General features: G+C 73.7%; 14 protein-coding genes. 7 read left to right on the top strand and 7 right to left on the bottom strand.

Going from position 1 to position 17,652, the window contains the following annotated elements:
* The first annotated feature begins 20 nt into the window (after window positions 1-20).
* Window positions 21-1,175: a MalY/PatB family protein gene (locus IF37_RS0112880; RefSeq protein WP_030740904.1), complete on the top strand. Its 1,155-nt coding sequence runs from the start codon at window positions 21-23 to the stop codon at window positions 1,173-1,175.
* A gap of 89 nt (window positions 1,176-1,264) precedes the next feature.
* Here the strand turns inward: IF37_RS0112880 and IF37_RS0112875 are convergent, their stop codons facing one another.
* Window positions 1,265-3,520, bottom strand: coding sequence for a cation-translocating P-type ATPase (locus IF37_RS0112875; RefSeq protein WP_037856413.1), 2,256 nt, complete (start codon window positions 3,518-3,520; stop codon window positions 1,265-1,267).
* A gap of 341 nt (window positions 3,521-3,861) precedes the next feature.
* On the opposite strand from IF37_RS0112875, the gene IF37_RS0112870 reads away from it, so the two are divergent.
* Window positions 3,862-4,143, top strand: coding sequence for a metal-sensitive transcriptional regulator (locus tag IF37_RS0112870; protein WP_030740898.1), 282 nt, complete (start codon window positions 3,862-3,864; stop codon window positions 4,141-4,143).
* A gap of 74 nt (window positions 4,144-4,217) precedes the next feature.
* On the opposite strand, the gene IF37_RS0112865 is transcribed toward IF37_RS0112870, so the two are convergent.
* Window positions 4,218-6,146, bottom strand: a complete 1,929-nt coding sequence (locus IF37_RS0112865; RefSeq protein ID WP_030740895.1) for a glycoside hydrolase family 5 protein — start codon at window positions 6,144-6,146, stop codon at window positions 4,218-4,220.
* Between the two features lie 234 nt (window positions 6,147-6,380).
* Between IF37_RS0112865 and IF37_RS0112860 the strand changes: the two genes are divergently transcribed.
* Complete coding sequence (locus IF37_RS0112860; protein ID WP_030740892.1) at window positions 6,381-7,604, top strand: alginate lyase family protein; 1,224 nt, start codon at window positions 6,381-6,383, stop codon at window positions 7,602-7,604.
* A gap of 22 nt (window positions 7,605-7,626) precedes the next feature.
* Here the strand turns inward: IF37_RS0112860 and IF37_RS0112855 are convergent, their stop codons facing one another.
* The 3 genes from IF37_RS0112855 to IF37_RS0112845 all read right to left on the bottom strand — a co-directional run bounded on the left by IF37_RS0112855 (window position 7,627) and on the right by IF37_RS0112845 (window position 10,528).
* Window positions 7,627-8,751 carry a DUF2235 domain-containing protein gene (locus tag IF37_RS0112855; RefSeq protein WP_030740889.1) on the bottom strand — a complete coding sequence of 375 codons (1,125 nt, stop codon included), beginning with the start codon at window positions 8,749-8,751 and terminating at the stop codon, window positions 7,627-7,629.
* An 11-nt stretch (window positions 8,752-8,762) separates the two neighbouring features.
* Complete coding sequence (locus IF37_RS0112850; protein ID WP_030740887.1) at window positions 8,763-9,653, bottom strand: DUF6424 family protein; 891 nt, start codon at window positions 9,651-9,653, stop codon at window positions 8,763-8,765.
* Between the two features lie 398 nt (window positions 9,654-10,051).
* Window positions 10,052-10,528 (bottom strand): SRPBCC family protein, encoded by a 477-nt coding sequence (locus IF37_RS0112845; protein WP_030740884.1) that lies wholly within the window; start codon window positions 10,526-10,528, stop codon window positions 10,052-10,054.
* Between the two features lie 252 nt (window positions 10,529-10,780).
* Between IF37_RS0112845 and htpG the strand changes: the two genes are divergently transcribed.
* Window positions 10,781-12,682, top strand: a complete 1,902-nt coding sequence (gene htpG, locus IF37_RS0112840) for a molecular chaperone HtpG (protein ID WP_030740882.1) — start codon at window positions 10,781-10,783, stop codon at window positions 12,680-12,682.
* A gap of 184 nt (window positions 12,683-12,866) precedes the next feature.
* Here htpG and IF37_RS0112835 read toward each other — a convergent pair whose 3' ends face one another.
* The gene (locus IF37_RS0112835) at window positions 12,867-13,082 is read right to left on the bottom strand and encodes a hypothetical protein (RefSeq protein ID WP_030740879.1); all 216 of its coding nucleotides are present in this window, start codon (window positions 13,080-13,082) and stop codon (window positions 12,867-12,869) included.
* A gap of 165 nt (window positions 13,083-13,247) precedes the next feature.
* Entirely contained in the window at window positions 13,248-14,765 is a 1,518-nt protein-coding gene (locus tag IF37_RS0112830) for an MFS transporter (RefSeq protein ID WP_030740876.1), read from the bottom strand.
* 431 nt (window positions 14,766-15,196) lie between these two features.
* On the opposite strand from IF37_RS0112830, the gene IF37_RS0112825 reads away from it, so the two are divergent.
* Genes IF37_RS0112825 through IF37_RS0112815 form a run of 3 tightly spaced genes read left to right on the top strand, consistent with a single transcriptional unit; the run spans window position 15,197 to window position 17,580 of the window.
* Window positions 15,197-16,204, top strand: a complete 1,008-nt coding sequence (locus IF37_RS0112825) for an STM4014 family protein (RefSeq protein WP_253915748.1) — start codon at window positions 15,197-15,199, stop codon at window positions 16,202-16,204.
* A 57-nt stretch (window positions 16,205-16,261) separates the two neighbouring features.
* Window positions 16,262-17,155, top strand: coding sequence for an STM4011 family radical SAM protein (locus tag IF37_RS0112820; RefSeq protein WP_052845147.1), 894 nt, complete (start codon window positions 16,262-16,264; stop codon window positions 17,153-17,155).
* On the top strand, window positions 17,152-17,580 hold the full coding sequence (locus IF37_RS0112815) for a hypothetical protein (protein ID WP_030740868.1): 429 nt from the start codon (window positions 17,152-17,154) through the stop codon (window positions 17,578-17,580). Before IF37_RS0112820 ends, IF37_RS0112815 begins: the two co-directional genes overlap by 4 nt.
* Window positions 17,581-17,652: the final 72 nt, after the last annotated feature.

The following is a 17,652-nucleotide window of genomic DNA, read 5'->3' as shown; positions in this document are numbered from 1 at the left end:
CGGCAGCAGAAAGGCACTACATGTTCGACGACCTGGACGACCTCGATGTCCGCGCGCTGCACCGCCGCCCGGGGGCCAAGTGGAGCCGGGCGGAGCCGGACGTGCTCCCGGCCTGGATCGCGGAGATGGACTTCCCGCCGGCCCCCGCGGTGCGTGAGGCCCTGCTGCGGTGCGTGGAGAACGACCTCGGGTATCCGTCCTGGGACGGGCGGCCCGAGGAGATCCCGCTGCGGGCCGCGTTCGCCGAGCGCATGCGCGAGCGTCACGGCTGGGCGCCCGACCCCGCCTGGGTACGGGAGTTCACCGACGTCAACCAGGGCCTCCAGGCCGTGCTGAACGTCGCCACGCGGCCGGGGGACGGGGTCGTGGTGCACACCCCGACCTACCCGCCGTTCCTGGAGACGATCGCGAGCATGGGGCGGCGCCTGCACGCGGTGCCCTACACGGCGGACGGCGACGGCTGGACCTTCGACACGGACCGGCTCGACCGGGAGCTGGGGGAGGGCTCCTCCCGGGTGCTGCTGCTGGTCAACCCGCACAATCCGACGGGGCGGGTGCTCTGCCGCGAGGAGCTGGAGGCGCTGGCCGGGCTCGCGCTGCGCCACGATCTGCTGGTCGTCGCGGACGAGATCCACGCCGATCTGGTCCACGAACCCCACCGGCATATCCCGTTCGCCTCCCTGTCGGCCGAGGTGGCCGCGCGCACGGTGACCCTGACCTCGGCCACCAAGGCGTTCAACGTGCCGGGGGCGCGCTGCGCGGTCGCCCATGTCGGCCCGGCCGAGGTGCGCGAGGCGCTGGCCCACCCCACCCACCTGTACGGCGAACCGAACACCTTCGGCGTCGCCGCCACACTCGCCGCCTGGCGGGAGGGGGACGGCTGGCTGGCGCGGCTGAAGCCGGTGCTGGCGCGCAACGCCGCCCTGGTCCGCGACCGGCTCCCGGCCGGCGTCGGCTACCGGGTCCCGCAGGCCACGTTCCTCGCCTGGCTGGACTGCCGCGGCCTGGACCTGGACCCCGACCCGCACACGTTCTTCCTGGACAAGGCACGGGTCCTGCTCAACGACGGCCGCACCTTCGGACCGGGCGGCGAGGGATTCGTACGCCTGAACTTCGCGACGTCCGAGGCGATCCTGGAGGACATCCTGCGCCGCGTCCGCCGGTCCCTGGACTGACACCGGCCCGGGGCGGGCGGCCGGACGAGGCCGGGACGCACCACGACGGCGGGGCGGACCACGTGGTCCGCCCCGCCGTCGGCCGTGGTTCAGGCGGCGGCCCGGAACCGGCGCAGCCGGAGGCTGTTGCTGACGACGAACACCGACGAGAACGCCATCGCGCCACCGGCGATCATGGGGTTGAGCAGCCCGCTCGCGGCGAGCGGCAGGGCGGCGACGTTGTAGGCGAACGCCCAGAAGAGGTTGCCCTTGATGGTGCCGAGGGTGCGCCGGGCGAGCCGGATGGCGTCGGCGGCGACGCGCAGGTCGCCCCGGACCAGGGTGAGGTCGCCCGCCTCCATGGCCGCGTCCGTGCCGGTGCCCATGGCCAGGCCCAGGTCGGCCCGGGCCAGCGCGGCGGCGTCGTTGACGCCGTCCCCGACCATGGCGACCGCGTGTCCCTCGGCCTGGAGACGCTTGACCACGGCCACCTTGTCCTCGGGCATGACCTCCGCGATCACCTGGTCGATGCCCGCCTCGGCGGCCACGGCCCGGGCGACGGTCTCGTTGTCCCCGGTGAGCAGGACGGGGGTCAGACCGAGCGCGCGCAGCCGGGTCACGGCCTCGGCGCTGGTCTCCTTGATGGCGTCGGCGACCTCCAGCACCGCGCGCGGCCTGCCGTCCCAGGCCACCGTGATGACCGTGCGGCCCGCGGCCTCGGCCTCGGCGCCGGCCCGCGCCAGCCCGGCGGGCAGCTCCATGGACCGCTCGGCGAGCAGCTTGCGCCGGCCCACGACGACGCGGTGCCCGTCCACGACGCCCTCGACGCCGAGCCCCGGCAGGTTCCGGAAGTCCTCCGGGACCGGCAGCGTGCCGACGCGGTCGGCGGCCCCGGTGGCGACGGCCTGCGCGATGGGGTGTTCGGAGGCGTGTTCCAGGGCGCCCGCCAGACGCAGCACCTCGCGCTCGTCCTCGCCCTCGGCCGGGCGCACGGCCAGCAGGCTCATCCGGCCGGTGGTGACGGTGCCGGTCTTGTCCAGGACGATGGTGTCGACCTTCCGGGTGCTCTCCAGCACCTCCGGCCCCTTGATGAGGATGCCGAGCTGGGCGCCGCGGCCGGTGCCGACCAGCAGGGCGGTCGGGGTGGCCAGGCCCAGGGCGCACGGGCAGGCGATGATGAGCACCGCCACGGCGGCGGTGAACGCGGCGGTGGCGCCGGCGCCGTTGCCGAGCCAGAAGCCCAGGGTGGCCACCGCCAGGGCGATGACGACGGGGACGAAGACGGCGGAGATCCGGTCGGCGAGCCGCTGCGCGGCGGCCTTGCCGTTCTGCGCGTCCTCCACCATCCGCGCCATCCGGGCCAGTTGGGTGTCGGAGCCGACCCGGGTCGCCCGTACGACGAGCCGGCCGCCCGCGTTGAGGGTGGCGCCGGTGACGGCGTCGCCCTCGCCGACCTCGACGGGCACGGACTCGCCGGTCAGCATGGAGGCGTCGACCGCCGAACCACCCTCGACGACGGTGCCGTCCGTGGCGATCTTCTCCCCGGGCCGGACGACGAACCGGTCGCCCACGGCCAGGTCCTCGATCCGGATCCGCTCCTCGCCGCCCGCGCGCAGTACGGTGACGTCCTTGGCGCCCAGTTCCATCAGGGCCCGCAGCGCGGCGCCGGCCATGCGCTTGGAGCGCGCCTCGAAGTACCGTCCCGCGAGGATGTAGGCCGTGACGCCGGCCGCGGTCTCCAGGTAGAGGTTCCCGCCGCCGTCCGAGCGGGAGATGGTCAGCTCGAAGCCGTGGGTCATGCCGGGGGTTCCGGCCGAGCCGAAGAACAGCGCCCACAGGGACCACAGGAACGCGGCGGCGGTGCCGACCGAGATCAGGGTGTCCATGGTGACGGCGCCGTGCCGCAGGTTGGTGTAGGCCGCGCGGTGGAACGGCCAGGCGGCGTACGTGACCACGGGTGCCGTCAGGGTCAGGGAGAGCCACTGCCAGTAGTCGAACTGCCAGGCCGGGACCATGGCCAGGACGATGACCGGGACGGCCAGCGCCACGGCGGTGGTCAGGCGCTCGCGCAGTGTGCGCAGTTCGTCGTCCGCCCGGCCGCCGGCGTCGTCCGCTCCCGCCTCGGCCGGTACGGCGGGCGCGGGCGGGGCGGCGGTGTAGCCGACGGCTTCGACGGTGGCGATCAGGTCCGCCACCCGGAGCGCGCCGGAGTAGGTGATCCTCGCCTTCTCGGTGGCGTAGTTGACGGTGGCCTCGACCCCCTCCATGCGGTTGAGCTTCTTCTCGATACGGGCGGCGCAGGAGGCACAGGTCATCCCGCCGATGTTCAGTTCGACTCGGGCGAGGTCCGGGGTGGTTGTTGCCATCATGCTCCTCGGCGGGGGAGTGCGGGCCGGCGAACCAGGAGGCGACCGCGGGCTGTCTGTATACCCCTACGGGGTATCGGTGTACCCATGTATACCGTCGTCGCCGGAGGGAGGCAAGGCCGGGGAGGGCGTGGGCCGTATGCAGCCGGGGGGTATGCGCCCGGGAGGCGCCACCGCGCCCCGGAGCCGGACCGAGCCGCCCCGCCGGGCCCGCATATGCGCATGTCGCGCGGGGCGTTGCCGGTCGGCGGCGGGTGGTTTATACCGGCCGAGGGTATCTTTTCCGGAGGGAGCCCGCCGTGCCGTGGGGCGCCTTCGGGAGCGGGAAGGGATGCGGAGTCATGTCGGGGCAGAAGAAGCACAAGGATGACGTGATGATGCGACTCCGTCGCATCGAGGGTCAGGTGCGGGGATTGCAGCGCCTGGTGGCGGAGGACACGTACTGCATCGACGTCCTCACCCAGGTGTCGGCGGTGACCCGCGCCTTGCAGTCGTTCGCCCTCCAGATGCTCGACGAGCACATGGCCACCTGTGTGAGCAACGCGGTGGCGGAGGGCGGCGAGGAGCGGGAGCAGAAGCTGAAGGAGGCGTCCGACGCGATCGCGCGCCTGGTGCGCTCCTGATCACCGGCACCCCCGCCCGGGCGGGGGTGCCCATGCAGGCCCCTCCGCGCCGGGTGCCGGAGCGGACGGGACCGTCAGGGCAGCGCGCGGCACAGCAGAGCCGCGGGGCCGGGGCGGCTGCCCACCCGGGTCGTGAACGCGATGCCCGCGGCGTACTCGTCCGTGGCGCACTGCCCCTTGACGGCGCCGTACGCGAAGTCACCGCCGGGCGCCCCGGCGGGGCGGTCGTCGGACCGGTCGAACCACACCGTGCGCCCGGAGCCCGGCAGCGCGGTCCGGGCCGGGACGCACAGTGCCGACGAGACCCGTGCGCCGCGCAGCCCGTAGCCGATGAGGAACTCGTCTGCCGGGCACTGGTACTTGGTGTAGCCGGACGCCCAGTCGCCGCCCGCCGGGACGCCGCGCTCGTCGCCGACCACCGTCTGGCGGGTCCCGGCGGCGCGCAGGTCGCCCGCTCCGGCGTCGGTGCACAGGCCGCGCCCGCCGGTGTGGCTCAGCCCGGCCAGCCGCGTCCCGTCGGGGCAGGCCGCCTTGTACGCTCCCGGGTCCCAGTCCCCGGTGGCGCGTACCCGCCGTGATGCCACGGCGTCGCCGTGGTCGGGCTTGAGCATCCGCCAGAGCGGCACCGGCGCCACGGGGCCGGTTCTGCCCGGCGCGGTCGTCAGGTGCTGCCAGGCGGTGGCACGCCAGTCGCCGGGGTCCAGGATGCCGGAGCGGTGCCCCGCCTCGTCGTAGGCGAGCAGCGCCCAGTCGTCGTGGCCCGCGAAGCCGACCAACGGCCAGAACGCGAAGTCGGCGTCCCGGTCCGCGAGGTGATCGGTGACGTTGCCGAACCAGGCGCGGGCCGCCGTACCGGTCTCCCGCGCGCCGATGCCGAACTCGCTCACCCAGACGGGCGCGGTGTAGTGCCGGCCGTCCTCCTCCACGAAGAACGCCTCGTCGTCGAGGGCGGCGGCCAGCTCCGCACGGGACAGGTCCTGGTAGCGGGGGTCGTGGGTCTCGCCGATGCCCGTGGCGCCGCTGTGGTGCGGGCCGGTGTAGCCGTAGAAGTGGGCGGAGTAGACCAGCTTGCGGGAGTCCACGAGGGTGTGCGAGAGGGTGCGGACGGGGCCGAGGACCGGCCGGCCGTGCGGCAGCCCGTCCACCGGTACGCCCGTCCAGTTGATCCCCTCGACCACGATGAGCAGGCGCGGATCGGCCTCGGTGAGGATGCGGTCGGCGGCCAGCAGGGCGGCGCCGTACCAGTCATGACCGTCGCCCAGGCCCCAGTTGGGGTCGTCCAGCACGTCGCGCCGGACCTCGTTGTACAGGTCGGCGCCGACCACGCCCGGCACCGAGGCGTAGCGGCGGGCCATGAACACCCAGTCCTCCGCCCACCGTTCGGTGGACTGCCCGCTGTTCCACCGCTCGTTGCCGTCGATGCCGCAGCACCACCGGGAGGTGTTGGTGTGGTTGTTGAGGACGACGGCGAAGCCGCTGTCGCTGAGCGCGTCCACCACGGCGTCGTACACCTCCAGCGGGGTCCGGCCGCGCAGGTGCGGGTTGGCCGTGACGGCGCTGTCGGGCACGGGTGCCGTGCTGTGGACCATCTCGTTGGAGAACGGCAGCCGGACGGTGTTGACGCCCGCCGCGTGGAAGTCGGCGAGCAGCCGGGGCAGCGGTACGCGGTCCAGGCCGAGCGGAATGCCGTGGGAGTCCTGCCCGGCATGGTGGGCGGCGGGATCGTCGGCGCTGCCGCTGCCGGTCCAGGAGCCCTGCGCGCCGTCCCAGTTGGCGCCCTTCAGCCGGAACCGGTCGCCGTGCGCGTCCACGATGTAGCGGCCCCGGGTGGACAGCGGCCCGTACCAGGCGGCCGGGGCCGGCGCGTCCGCCGCGGTCCGGGCCGGGCCGGGCCGCGGCGGCGCGGTGGCGGGGGCGGCGCCGCTCGGGACGGCCGCGGCGACCGTGAGCAGCAGACCCGCGACGGCGGCGGCGAGCCGCGGCACGGCTGGTGACATCGGCATGGGGACAACCCTCGGGGTCGGGTGCGGGGGAGCGGGCGACCGGTCGGGGCGTCGCCCCGCTGGGCGGAGTGTCCACCACCGCGCACCGCGCCGGGAAGGGCCGCGACGACCGCTTGTGGGCGGACGTCCGGCGGTGCTGCCGCGGCACTTGACGGGCCCTTGGTCCGTACCTATGGTCTCGTCAACTCGACCGTTCAGGAAGCCGTACGGCATTCACATATGAGGACGGATCAGATGCAGGACAAGGACACCCCCGCCCGGCGCCGCCGCACGTCCCCGCGTTCCGCACTGGCCCTCACGGCGGCGGCCGCCATGCTCACCACCGGGCTGCTCTCCTGGCCGGGCACCCAGCGGGCCCAGGCCGCACCCGCCGCGTTCACGCACCCCGGCGTCACCGTCTCCCGCGCCCAGCTCGACTTCGCCCGCGACAAGGTCCTGGCCGGCGCCCAGCCCTGGAAGGGCGCGTACGACCAGATGGCGGCGAGCAAGTACGCCAGCCTCAGCCGCACCCCCACGCCCCGCGCCGTCGTCGAGTGCGGTTCGTACTCCAACCCCAACTACGGCTGCACCGACGAGCGCGAGGACGCGATCGCGGCGTACACGGACGCCCTCGCCTGGTACATCACCCGGGACGAGCGCTACGCGAGGAAGGCGATCGAGCTGATGGACGCCTGGTCCGCGGTGCTCCAGGACCACACCAACAGCAACGCGCCGCTCCAGACCGGCTGGGCCGGCTCCTCCTGGCCCAAGGCCGCCGAGATCATCAAGTACACGTACACCGGCGGCTGGGCCGGCGCCGGCCGGTTCGCGACCATGCTCCGCGACGTCTACCTGCCCGAGATCATCAACGGCTCCAACTCCAACGGCAACTGGGAGCTGTCGATGATGGAGGCGGCCGTCGGCATCTCCGTCTTCCTGGAGGACAAGGCGTCGTACGACAAGGCCATGGCGAAGTTCCGCACCCGGACCGCCGCCTATGTGTACCTCGCCTCCGACGGCGACCTGCCGAAGACGGTCCCCAGCCAGAACCTGAACACCCGCGACAAGATCGTCTCCTACTGGCAGGGCCAGTCCACCTTCGTCACCGGCCTCACCCAGGAGACCTGCCGGGACTTCACCCACACCGGCTACGGCATCTCCGCCGTCTCGCACGTCGCCGAGACCAGCCGCATCCAGGGACAGGACCTGTACGGCACCGACGTCGGCGAGCGGCTGCGGCAGGCGCTCGGCTTCCAGGCCAAGTACGAGCTGGGCACCGCCGTCCCGAGCTGGCTGTGCGGCGGCAGCGTCAACCGGGGGCTCGGCCCGGTCACCGAGGTGGGCTACAACGCCCTGCACAACCGCCTGGGCATCGCCATGGCCAACACCCAGGCACTGACCGAGCAGAACCGTCCGGCGGGCAGCAACAACCTCTTCGTCGCCTGGGAGACCCTGACCCACGGGGACAACCCGAACTGAGCCGCGCCGGCCGCCGGTCCGGTCAGCCGTCCTGCTCGTGCACGGGCTTGGTCCACTCCGGGTCGGCCCAGTGGCCCCACTCCGCCGGGTCGGGCAGGTCGGGGCGGTAGCCCGGGTCGCGTTCCCTGCGCAGCCGGACGCTCGCGTGCAGCGCCGCGTCCGGGGGCACGCGGCGCGAGCGCCGGCCGGCCAGGAACCACAGCGGGCCGTTGGGATGGACGGCGGCGTCGGCGAAGTCCTCGGTCACCGCGCAGGACTCCGGGTAGGCGCCCGGCCTGAGGACCAGGTCCCGGACGGCGCCGTCCACGATCCACTTGAGGGTGACCGTGGAGAGCAGCGGAGCGCCCCGGGCGTGCGGGAAGGTGCCTCCGACGTCGGAGTGCACACCGGCGAACCACACCTCCTGCGCCGTCTCGCCCAGCGGCCCCGGCCGACGGGTCACCGGGAACTCGCGGAACGGGCGCCGCTTCTCGTCGAGTGAGACGGCGTGCCGGATGCGGGCCGCGTTGGGGAGCTGGTGCGTGTACGGCCAGTGCAGCGTGCCCAGCCGCAGGATGCCCGCCGCCTTCACCGTGTCCCAGAGGCCGAGGTAGGCGACGGGCAGCGCGTACCGGGACACCTGGCGCGGGGCGTTCTGCTTGACCTGGGCCCACAGCGGCTCCCGCTCGGTGCGCCGGCAGAAGGCGTGCGAGAAGCGCGCCACCTCCTGTTCGCTCCGCTCGATGTCCTGGTTGAAGGCGTACTTGGCCACCGCGTAGGGGACGAGGTTCTCCGAGCCGGGCCGCATGAGACCGGGCTTGTTGAGCATCCCGACCAGCGCGCGGCCGGTGTACGCGCCCCGGCTGAAACCGAAGACGTACACCTGGTCGCCGGGCTCCCAGTGCCGCATCAGATAGGTGTACGCCTCGGCGAGGTTGGTCCGCAGCCCGGTGCCGAGGACCAGCCCGGAGAGCCGGGACAGCGCACGGCCGGCCGGACCGCGCGCCCCGGCCGACGCCAGGGTGCCGACACCGGGGTCGTAGTACAGCAACTGGCGTGCGGGGTCCCCCGCCTCCAGCATCTCGAACAGCCGGACGACGTTGGTCGGGTCCCGCGCGCCCACCTGGTTGCTCGTTCCGTCGAGACAGACGACGATCCTGCGTGGCATGGGGGCCGTCCTCAACGCGCCGGGGCGCCGTCGCCGTCGGCCGCGCCCATGGCCGTCGGCGCCGACGCGGTGCGCTGCCCCGGCCCGATCTGCCCGGCGAACGCCTGGAGCGCGGCCGAGCTGTTCGGCGGCAGCACGGCCATCAGCCCGCGCTCCTGTGCCGTGGCCAGCGTGTCCGATGCCTGGCTGCCCTCGGGGGCGAGCACCAGGCGCACATGCCCGTCACCCGACCCCCGCCGGTCCACGGGGGTCACGGCCCCGTGCGTTCCGTCGGGCAGGGTCACCCACAACTGGAAGTCGTCGTACCGGACGAAGTCCGCGCCCTTCACCGGCCACGGGTAGTGGTGCTCACCGGGCACCTTCGGCAGGATGCCCTGGTGGTTGCCGCGGCTCATCGGCACGCACGCGTTGAACAGGCCGTCGGTCCACGCCTCGACGCCGTCGGCGTCCTTGACCGGCTCGCGCAGCAGTTCCGCGGCCTCGTCGTAGCCCAGCGCGGCCAGAGCGTCCAGGGTCTTGGGGAAGGCCGCCACGAGTTCGGCCGCGTCCTGGCGCAGCCGGTCGACCTTCGCCGGGTCGGCGCAGAACTGCATGCTCCACTCGATGCCCACGCGGGCCCGGTACATCCGCCAGCCGCGCCTCGTCATCACCCACAGGCTGCCCCCGTGGTGCATCTCCCAGTGCTCGGAGCCGGTGGGCCGGGGCCCGTAGGGCAGATCCGCGTCGTCCAGCTGGTCGAGGATCTTGTGCGCCGTCTGTTTCGCGGCCTTGAAGAACGGTGACTCGAAGCGCGCGGGATGCTCGACCAGCCGGATCCTCCAGGGATGGTTCTCCGACTCCAGGCCGCCCGGTTTGACGGTGTCGGGCATGCGGGCCGTGGCTACGGTTCCGGCGCGGGTCATGATGCCCTCCTCGTGCCGCCCGCGGCCCGGGGCGCGGTCCGCGGTGCCGGGTTCCCCCTGGGTCCATCGTGCGCCCCGGGGCGGGAGTTCTCGAGCGGAGGGCGTCAACACACGGTTACTTGTTGATCGTTGAACATGGCCGGGGCGGGCATCCGCGCGGCACCGACGGCCGGCGGGTTCCGCCGCCCTCCGCGCCGCCCCGCCCGTCGACCCGCTCATCCGGACGCGCGCCGGCCCCCGCGGCGGCTACACCGCGGGGGCCGGCGCGGCCGTCCGGCGGGTGCGGGACGGCCGCGTGCGGGACGGTGACGAGGGCGCCGACAGCCCCTCGGGAGACCGCCGGCCCGGTCATGGCCGACACCGGTCCGGCCGGTCCCCGCGCGCCGGTGGTCCCGTGATCACCGGCCCGGGCCCGCGCCGCCGGGCTCGATCCGGCCGCGCCACGCGCCGGACTCGGCGCCCCGCTCCTCGATGTACTCCTTGAACCGCCGCATGTCGCCCTTGACGCGCCGGTCGATCGTGCCGATCAGGTCGGCGGCCTTCTCCACGGCACCGCTGGGCTCGACGTCCATGACCAGCTCCACCTTGGTGTGGCTGTCGTCCAGGCGCTCGAAGTGGACGGTGCCCTTCTGGCGGGTGTCACCGCTGATGGTACGCCAGGTGATCCGCTCGTCGGCCAGCTGGTCGACGATCTCGGTGTCGAACTCCCGCCGGACCCCGCCGACCTTCATGGTCCAGTGGTTGTGCCGGTCGTCCAGCTGTGTCACCCGCTCGACGCCTTCCATGAACTTCGGGAAGCTCTCGAACTGCGTCCACTGGTTGTACGCGGTGTGCACGGGGACGTCGACCTCCACCGCTTCCTTCACCGTGCTCATCTCCGTGTCTCCCTTCTCGCGGTCTTCTCGCGGTCCGACTCCGCGCGGCCCGGCCGCCGTCGTGGCGAACCGGCCGGACCAGCCGGGTACCCGGACGGCCGCCGGTCATGACCGCGGAAGCCGATCACCGCCGAGCCGTGCCGCACGGTATGGTTCCAGCCACCGACCGCCCTCTCCGGTCACCTGCCTGACGTGGTGTTTTACAGTGTCTGCACCCAGTTCAGGCAACGGGACCTGTGAGGTATCGCGAACATGCCGACCGAGACGTTTGAGTTCCAGGTAGAGGCCCGTCAGCTGCTCCAGCTGATGATCCACTCGGTCTACTCGAACAAGGATGTTTTCCTGCGGGAGCTCGTGTCCAACGCCTCCGACGCGCTGGACAAGCTGCGCCTGGAGAAGCTGTGGGACGACGGGCTCGACGCCGACGTGTCCGACCTGCACATCGACATCGACATCGACCGGGAAGCCCGTACGCTCACCGTGCGGGACAACGGCATCGGGATGTCGTACGAGGAGGTGGGGCGGCTCATCGGCACGATCGCCAACTCGGGCACCGCCCAGTTCCTCCAGGAGCTGCGGGAAGCGAGGGACGCGGCCGGTGAGGAGGGGCTGATCGGCCAGTTCGGCGTCGGGTTCTACTCCGGCTTCATGGTGGCCGACGAGGTCACCCTGCTGACCCGGCGGGCCGGGGAGGACCGGGGCACCCGGTGGACGTCGCGGGGCGAGGGCACCTACACGCTGGAGACGGTCGACAACGCTCCGCAGGGCACCTCGGTCACGCTCCACCTCAAGCCGGCCGACCCGGAGAACCAGCTCCACGACTACACCTCCCCGTGGAAGATCAGGGAGATCATCAAGCGGTACTCGGACTTCATCACCTGGCCCGTCCGGATGGTGCCCGAGAAGACCGGCGAGGGCGAGGAGACGCCCGAGCCCGAGACGCTCAACTCCATGAAAGCGCTGTGGGCGCGGCCCCGCGACGAGGTCTCCGACGACGAGTACCACGAGCTGTACAAGCACATCGGCCATGACCGGCGCGACCCGCTGGAGACGATCCGGCTCCAGGCGGAGGGCACCTTCGAGTACCAGGCCCTGCTGTTCCTGCCCGAGCACGCCCCGTACGACCTGTTCACGCGGGACTTCAAGCGCGGCCTCCAGCTGTACGTCAAGCGCGTGCTCATCATGGAGGAGTGCGAGGCGCTGCTCCCGCCGTACCTGCGCTTCGTCAAGGGCGTCGTGGACGCGGCGGACCTGTCGCTGAACGTGTCCCGCGAGATCCTCCAGCAGGACCGCCACATCGAGATGATGCGGCGGCGGCTGACGAAGAAGGTGCTGTCCACGGTCAAGGACCTGATGGCCAAGGACCAGGACCGGTACGCCACCTTCTGGCGGGAGTTCGGCACCGTCCTGAAGGAGGGGCTGGTCACCGACACGGAGAACCGCGACGCCATCCTCGCCGTCGCCTCGTTCGCCAGCACGCACCACGACACCGAGCCGACCACGCTCAAGCAGTACGTGGAGCGGATGGAGGAGGGCCAGGAGGACATCTACTACCTGACCGGCGAATCCCGGCAGAGCATCGAGAGCTCCCCGCACATGGAGGCGTTCCGGGACCGGGGCATCGAGGTGCTGCTGCTCACCGACCCCGTCGACGAGGTGTGGGCCGACGCCGTCGGCGAGTACGAGGGCAAGAAGCTGCGGTCCGTCGCCAAGGGCCGGATCGACCTCGGCACCGAGGGCGAGGAGGAGGCCGACGACGAGCGGGAGAAGCGGTCCGAGGAGTACGCCGGGCTGCTGGGCTGGATGAAGGAGCAGCTGGACGAGGAGATCAAGGAGGTCCGCCTGTCCTCCCGGCTCACCGTCTCCCCGGCCTGCGTCGTCTCCGACGCGAACGACCTCACCCCGGCGCTGGAGAACATGTACCGCTCGATGGGCCAGGAGGTGCCCCGGGCCAAGCGGATCCTGGAGCTCAACCCGGACCACCAGCTGGTGAAGGGCCTCAACCAGGCGTACAAGGAGCGCGAGGACCGCACGGAGCTGGCCGGGACCGTCGAGCTGCTGCACGGCCTGGCGGTGCTCGCCGAGGGCGGCCAGCCCAAGGAGCCGGCCCGCTTCGTCAAGCTGATGGCGGACCGCATGGAACGCGCGCTGTAACGCGCCGCCGGGCGTGCGTACGCCGGGTGCCGCCGGGGATCACCTCGGCGGCACCCGGTGCCGGTGGACGGTGCCGGGAGGCGCCGGGGCCGGCGGCGGCCCCGCGCTCGGACCGCACGGGTACCAGGCGCTCGGACCGCACGGGTACCAGGCGCTCGGGCCGCACGGGGCCAGGCGCGCGGTGTCAGCCGGTGCCGCGCTCCAGGACGCGGCGGGCCGCCTCGGCCTCCGCCGCCGCCGGGGACAGCTCGTCCAGGGTGTCCAGCTCGTCGTCCGCCTCCAGCTCCCGCTCCCAGGCCGCCGCGAGCCGTTCCTGCTCCTCGCGCGGCCGTGCGCCGACGCTCTCCCGGTGGCCGGGGGTCAGCGCCGCCAGGAATCGTTCGACCGGGTCCGTCGGCATGCCGTGCTCCTTGTCGCCGTCGCCGCGAAGGGTGCCGCTCCCGGCCCAGCATGACCAACCACGCGTGCGCCGGCCTCCCGACACGGGCCGGGTCCACCCTGATGGCCCCCGATGGCCCCGCCGCCCGGCGGGGCCATCGGGGGCCCGGCCGCGTCCGGAGGTACGTCAGGTGCGCCGGGCGTGCACGGAGTCGTCGGCCACCTCGTCCGGGCACTTGCGGCGCGGCCCGGTCGTCCGCCGGTCGCGCCGCCAGTCGAACGTCGCCAGGGCCAGCGACGCGGCCATCCCGGCGAGCGCGGCGCCCAGCGCGGTGACGAGGGCGCCGCGGTAGTCGCCGCTCCGGCCGAGCACCAGGTAGAAGAGGCCGGGCAGGGCGGCGGTCCCCAGCGCGGCGCCCAGCCGCTGCCCGGTCTGGAGCGCGCCGCCGGCCGCCCCCGCCATGCGCACGGGCACGTCCCGCAGGGTCATCGTGATGTTCGGTGAGACCACGAAGCCGCTGCCGACACCGCCGAGGAAGAGGACCGGGGCGGCGACCCACCAGGCGAGGTGCGGCGGCACGAAGCGGAGCAGCAGCGCCGTACCGCCCAGCCCCGTGACGACGCCCGCGAGGCCGCAGACGGTGAGCAGCCGGCCGTACCGGTCCACCAGCCGGCCGGAGACCACGGCCGCGCTCGCCGAGCCGAGGGCGAACGGGGTGACGGCGAGGCCGGAGCGGAGCGGGGAGAAGTCGAGCCCGCGCTGGTAGAACAGGGCGAAGACCAGCCAGACACCGCTGAAGCCGACGAAGTACAGCGTGCCGATGCCGGCCCCGACGGCGTAGCCGCGCACGGTGGTGAACAGGCGTGGGTCGAGCAGCGGCTGGGCGCCCCGGGCGACGAGACGGCGCTGCCACCAGGTGAAGACGGCGAGGACCGCGGCACCGGCGGGGAACAGCCACCACAGCCGGCCGATGCCGCCGGAGTCCGCCAGGACCAGCGGGTACATGAGCGCGAGGACACCGAGACCGAGCAGCAGCACGCCGGGCAGGTCCACGCGGCCCCGCCCGGAGCGCCGGGTGCGCGGCAGCAGCCGGCGGCCGAGCAGTACGGCGAGGATGCCGATGGGCACGTTGACGTAGAAGATCCACCGCCAGCCCTGGGCGCCGGAGGCGAGGGCGAGGATGGCGCCGCCGGTGATCGGACCGGCGGCGGAGGAGATGCCGACGGTGGCGCCGAAGAAGCCGAAGGCGCGGCCGCGCTCGGCGCCGCGGAACATCTGCTGGATCAGCGCCGAGTTCTGGGGCGCCATGAAGCCGGCCGCCAGGCCCTGGGCGAGGCGGGCCGCCACCAGCAGCGTGATGTCGGGGGCCGCGCCGCAGGCCGCGCTGAAGACCACGAAGCCGCTGAGGGCCAGCAGGAAGATGCGGCGCCGGTCCAGGGCGTCGCCGAGACGGCCCGCGGTGACGAGGGCGAGGGCGAAGCTCAGGGCGTAGCCGGAGACCACCCACTGCACCTGCGCGGGCGTGGCGTGCAGCTCGCGCTGGACGGTGGGCAGGGCGACCGCGACGATCGTGACGTCTAGGAGGCTCATGAAGCCGGCCACCAGCGTGACCCACAGGGCGCGCCACCGCTGCGGATCGGGCTCGTACCCGTCCTGCGGGGCCTCCGGTCCCGGACCGCCCGCCGCCGACGTCGACGCTGTCACGTGGACTCCTCTCCCCGGGAAGCCGGGCGAACCAGGTTCCCCGGCCCGTGCCGGGCACACATGACCAGGGTCGCGCAGCAGCGGCCGGGCGAGCCGCACGGCTGACCGAGTCGATCCGGACGGTGCGGGCGGTGCCGTCGGCCGTCGCCACCCGGGCCTTCCACCGGGCCGGCCGGGCGCACCCTTGAGTTCGACGGCGACCGGCTTCGCCCCCGGCACCGTCGCCACCGCGGCGCGGAGCGCCTCCTCGTAGCCGGTTCCCGCCTCGGGCAGGAGCGCCTTCCGCTCCGTCCGGTCCTCCGTGAGACCGCTCGCGCCGGCCGAGGGCGAGGCCGGCGCGGCGACCGGACGAGGACGACCCCGGGGAACCCCGGGCGGCCGGGCGGCCCCGCCGCCCCTCGTTGTCAGTGCCTGTTGGTAGAACTGCCGACATCAGACCGCGTTCGATCCGGCTCGGGGAGCAGCAGCATGGCCCGGGCGAGAACGCCGACGTCGACCGGCTGCTGCGCGGCCCCGGTGACCCCACCCGGGTGGAGGGCTCGGCCCGCTGGTACGCCTCGCTGACGTCCGCGGTACACGGTCTGCGCGGCGGCGTCCGCCTGGACGACCCGGACGAACTCGCCGTCCTGTTCGACAAACGCCGCTGCCACGCCGTACTGGCGGGCGCGGGCGTCCCCGTCCCGTACTCGCCCACCTCCGGCGCCGACGCGCCACCCGTCCGCGGCTGGGACGACGTGCGCGCCCTGATGCGGGAGCACCGGATGCCCCGGCTGTTCGTGAAACTCGCGCACGGCTCGTCCGCGTCCGGTGTGCTCGCGGTCGAGTCGGCGGGCGGCGGCCGGATCCGCGCCACCACCTCCGCCGAACTCGCCCCGGACGGGCGGCTGTACAACTCCCTGCGGGTCCGCCGCTACCACGAGGAGCGGCAGATCGCGGCCGTCGTCGACGCGCTGGCCCCCGACGGGCTGCACCTGGAGCGCTGGCTGCCCAAGGCCGCCCAGCGGGGCCGCTCCGCCGACCTGCGGGTCGTCGTGGTCGCCGGGCGGGCCACGCACGCCGTCGTGCGCACCAGCACCTCGCCGCTGACCAACCTCCACCTCGGCGGCCTCCGCGGCGACCTGGACGACGCCCGGGCCGCCGTGGAGCGGGCCGGCGCCCGCTGGACGGACGTCCTCGGAGTCTGCGAACAGGCCGCGGCGTGCTTCCCGCGCACCCTGTGCGTCGGCGTCGACCTGCTGCCGGCGACCGGCTGGCACCGGGTGGCCGTCGGCGAGGTCAACGCCTTCGGCGATCTGCTGCCCCGGCTCACCGGCCTGCCCGGCAGCGGCGCCGAGGGCCGGGACACCTACGCGGCCCAGGCCGCCGCGGCCCTCGCCCGGCACCCCCGCGCACCGCACCCGCACCGACACGAAACGGGAACCGTCCATGCCATCGCCTGACCCGACACCCGCGCACGGGCCGCGATGGCCGCGTACGAGCGCAAGTAGGCGGCCCGCGTGGACCTGACGATCCTCTACCGCGGCCCGCTCGCCTCCTGCGACTACGACTGCCCCTACTGCCCGTTCGCCAAGCGGCGCGACAGCACGGCCCGACTGCGCGCCGACCGCGCGGCCCTGGAGCGTTTCACCGCGTGGGCCGCCGCCCGGACCGGCGACCGCCTGTCGGTGCTGTTCACGCCGTGGGGCGAGGGACTGGTCCGCTCCTGGTACCGGCGGGCCCTGGTGGACCTGTCCCGCCTGCCGCACGTACGGCGCGTCGCCATCCAGACCAACCTCAGCTGCCGCACGGCCTGGCTGGACGACGCCGACCCCGGCACCGTGGCCCTGTGGTGCACGTACCACCCCGGACAGACCCCGTACGACCGTTTCCTGGCCAAGTGCCGCGACCTCGCCGCGCGGGGCGTCCGGTACAGCGTCGGCATCGTGGGACTGCCCGGCCACCTGGACCACGCCCGCCGGCTCCGCGCCGACCTGCCCGACCACGTCTACCTGTGGGTGAACGCCGCCGAGGGGCACACCTACGACGACGCGGCCGCCGCCGCGTGGACGGACCTGGACCCGCTGTTCCCCTACAGCCGCCATCCGCACGCCAGCGCCGGACTGCCCTGCCGCACCGGCGAGTCGGTCGTCTCGGTCGACGGCGACGGCACCGTCCGCCGCTGCCACTTCGTCCGTACCGAACTGGGCAACCTCTACGACGGCTCCTACCGGTCGGCGCTCCGCCCGCGTCCCTGCCCGCTCGCCGTGTGCGACTGCCACATCGGCTACGTCCACCTCGAAACCCTCCCGCTCTACGACGAGTTCGCGGGCGGCGTCCTGGAGCGCGTCCCGGCGGGGTACGGGGGACCGGCACGTTTGTCCGCGCGGCCACGGGCAACGCGGAGCCCATGACGGAAACGAACGACACGACGAACCGGAAGGCCGCGACGGTGGCGAGGACCGCCTCCGAGGCCCGGGGGACGACGGACCGGGTGACGGCGTCGGCCGGACGCGCGGCGAAGAAGGCGGCGCAGAGCACCGACGACGCGGTGTCCGCCGTGAAGAAGGGCACCGAACGGGCGGCCGAGGCGACCGGCACCGTCGCCCACACGGCGGCCCGTGGCCTGGAGTCGGGGCGCAAGGCACTGGTCGCGGCGTCGGCTCAGGTCACGACCACGGCGAAGGCCGCCTGGACGGTGGTCGCGCACCGCAAGCTGCTCGCGGCCGGCGTGGGCGCGGGCCTCACGGCGCTGAGCGCGGTGTCGTACGCGCTGGGCCGCCGGGCCGAGCGCCACCCGCACGGTCCGCTCACCCGCTTGACCAAGGGCCGTATCTGACGGCGGGCCGGGCCCTGCCCGGCCCGCCGTACGGCTCCCCCCCCCCCCCCCCCCCCCCCCCCCCCCCCCCCC

The organism is Streptomyces sp. NRRL S-31 (genome assembly GCF_000718775.1).
In the GTDB taxonomy this organism is placed as follows: domain Bacteria; phylum Actinomycetota; class Actinomycetes; order Streptomycetales; family Streptomycetaceae; genus Streptomyces.
Note: the sequence above shows the minus strand (reverse complement) of the source record. Positions and strands in the feature narration are given on the sequence as shown.

Coding starts and splice junctions, on each gene's coding strand:
- IF37_RS0112880 (WP_030740904.1), top strand. CDS start 21: ATGTTCGACGACCTGGACGACCTCGATGTCCGCGCGCTGCACCGCCGC.
- IF37_RS0112875 (WP_037856413.1), bottom strand. CDS start 3,520: ATGGCAACAACCACCCCGGACCTCGCCCGAGTCGAACTGAACATCGGC.
- IF37_RS0112870 (WP_030740898.1), top strand. CDS start 3,862: ATGTCGGGGCAGAAGAAGCACAAGGATGACGTGATGATGCGACTCCGT.
- IF37_RS0112865 (WP_030740895.1), bottom strand. CDS start 6,146: ATGCCGATGTCACCAGCCGTGCCGCGGCTCGCCGCCGCCGTCGCGGGT.
- IF37_RS0112860 (WP_030740892.1), top strand. CDS start 6,381: ATGCAGGACAAGGACACCCCCGCCCGGCGCCGCCGCACGTCCCCGCGT.
- IF37_RS0112855 (WP_030740889.1), bottom strand. CDS start 8,751: ATGCCACGCAGGATCGTCGTCTGTCTCGACGGAACGAGCAACCAGGTG.
- IF37_RS0112850 (WP_030740887.1), bottom strand. CDS start 9,653: ATGACCCGCGCCGGAACCGTAGCCACGGCCCGCATGCCCGACACCGTC.
- IF37_RS0112845 (WP_030740884.1), bottom strand. CDS start 10,528: ATGAGCACGGTGAAGGAAGCGGTGGAGGTCGACGTCCCCGTGCACACC.
- htpG (WP_030740882.1), top strand. CDS start 10,781: ATGCCGACCGAGACGTTTGAGTTCCAGGTAGAGGCCCGTCAGCTGCTC.
- IF37_RS0112835 (WP_030740879.1), bottom strand. CDS start 13,082: ATGCCGACGGACCCGGTCGAACGATTCCTGGCGGCGCTGACCCCCGGC.
- IF37_RS0112815 (WP_030740868.1), top strand. CDS start 17,152: ATGACGGAAACGAACGACACGACGAACCGGAAGGCCGCGACGGTGGCG.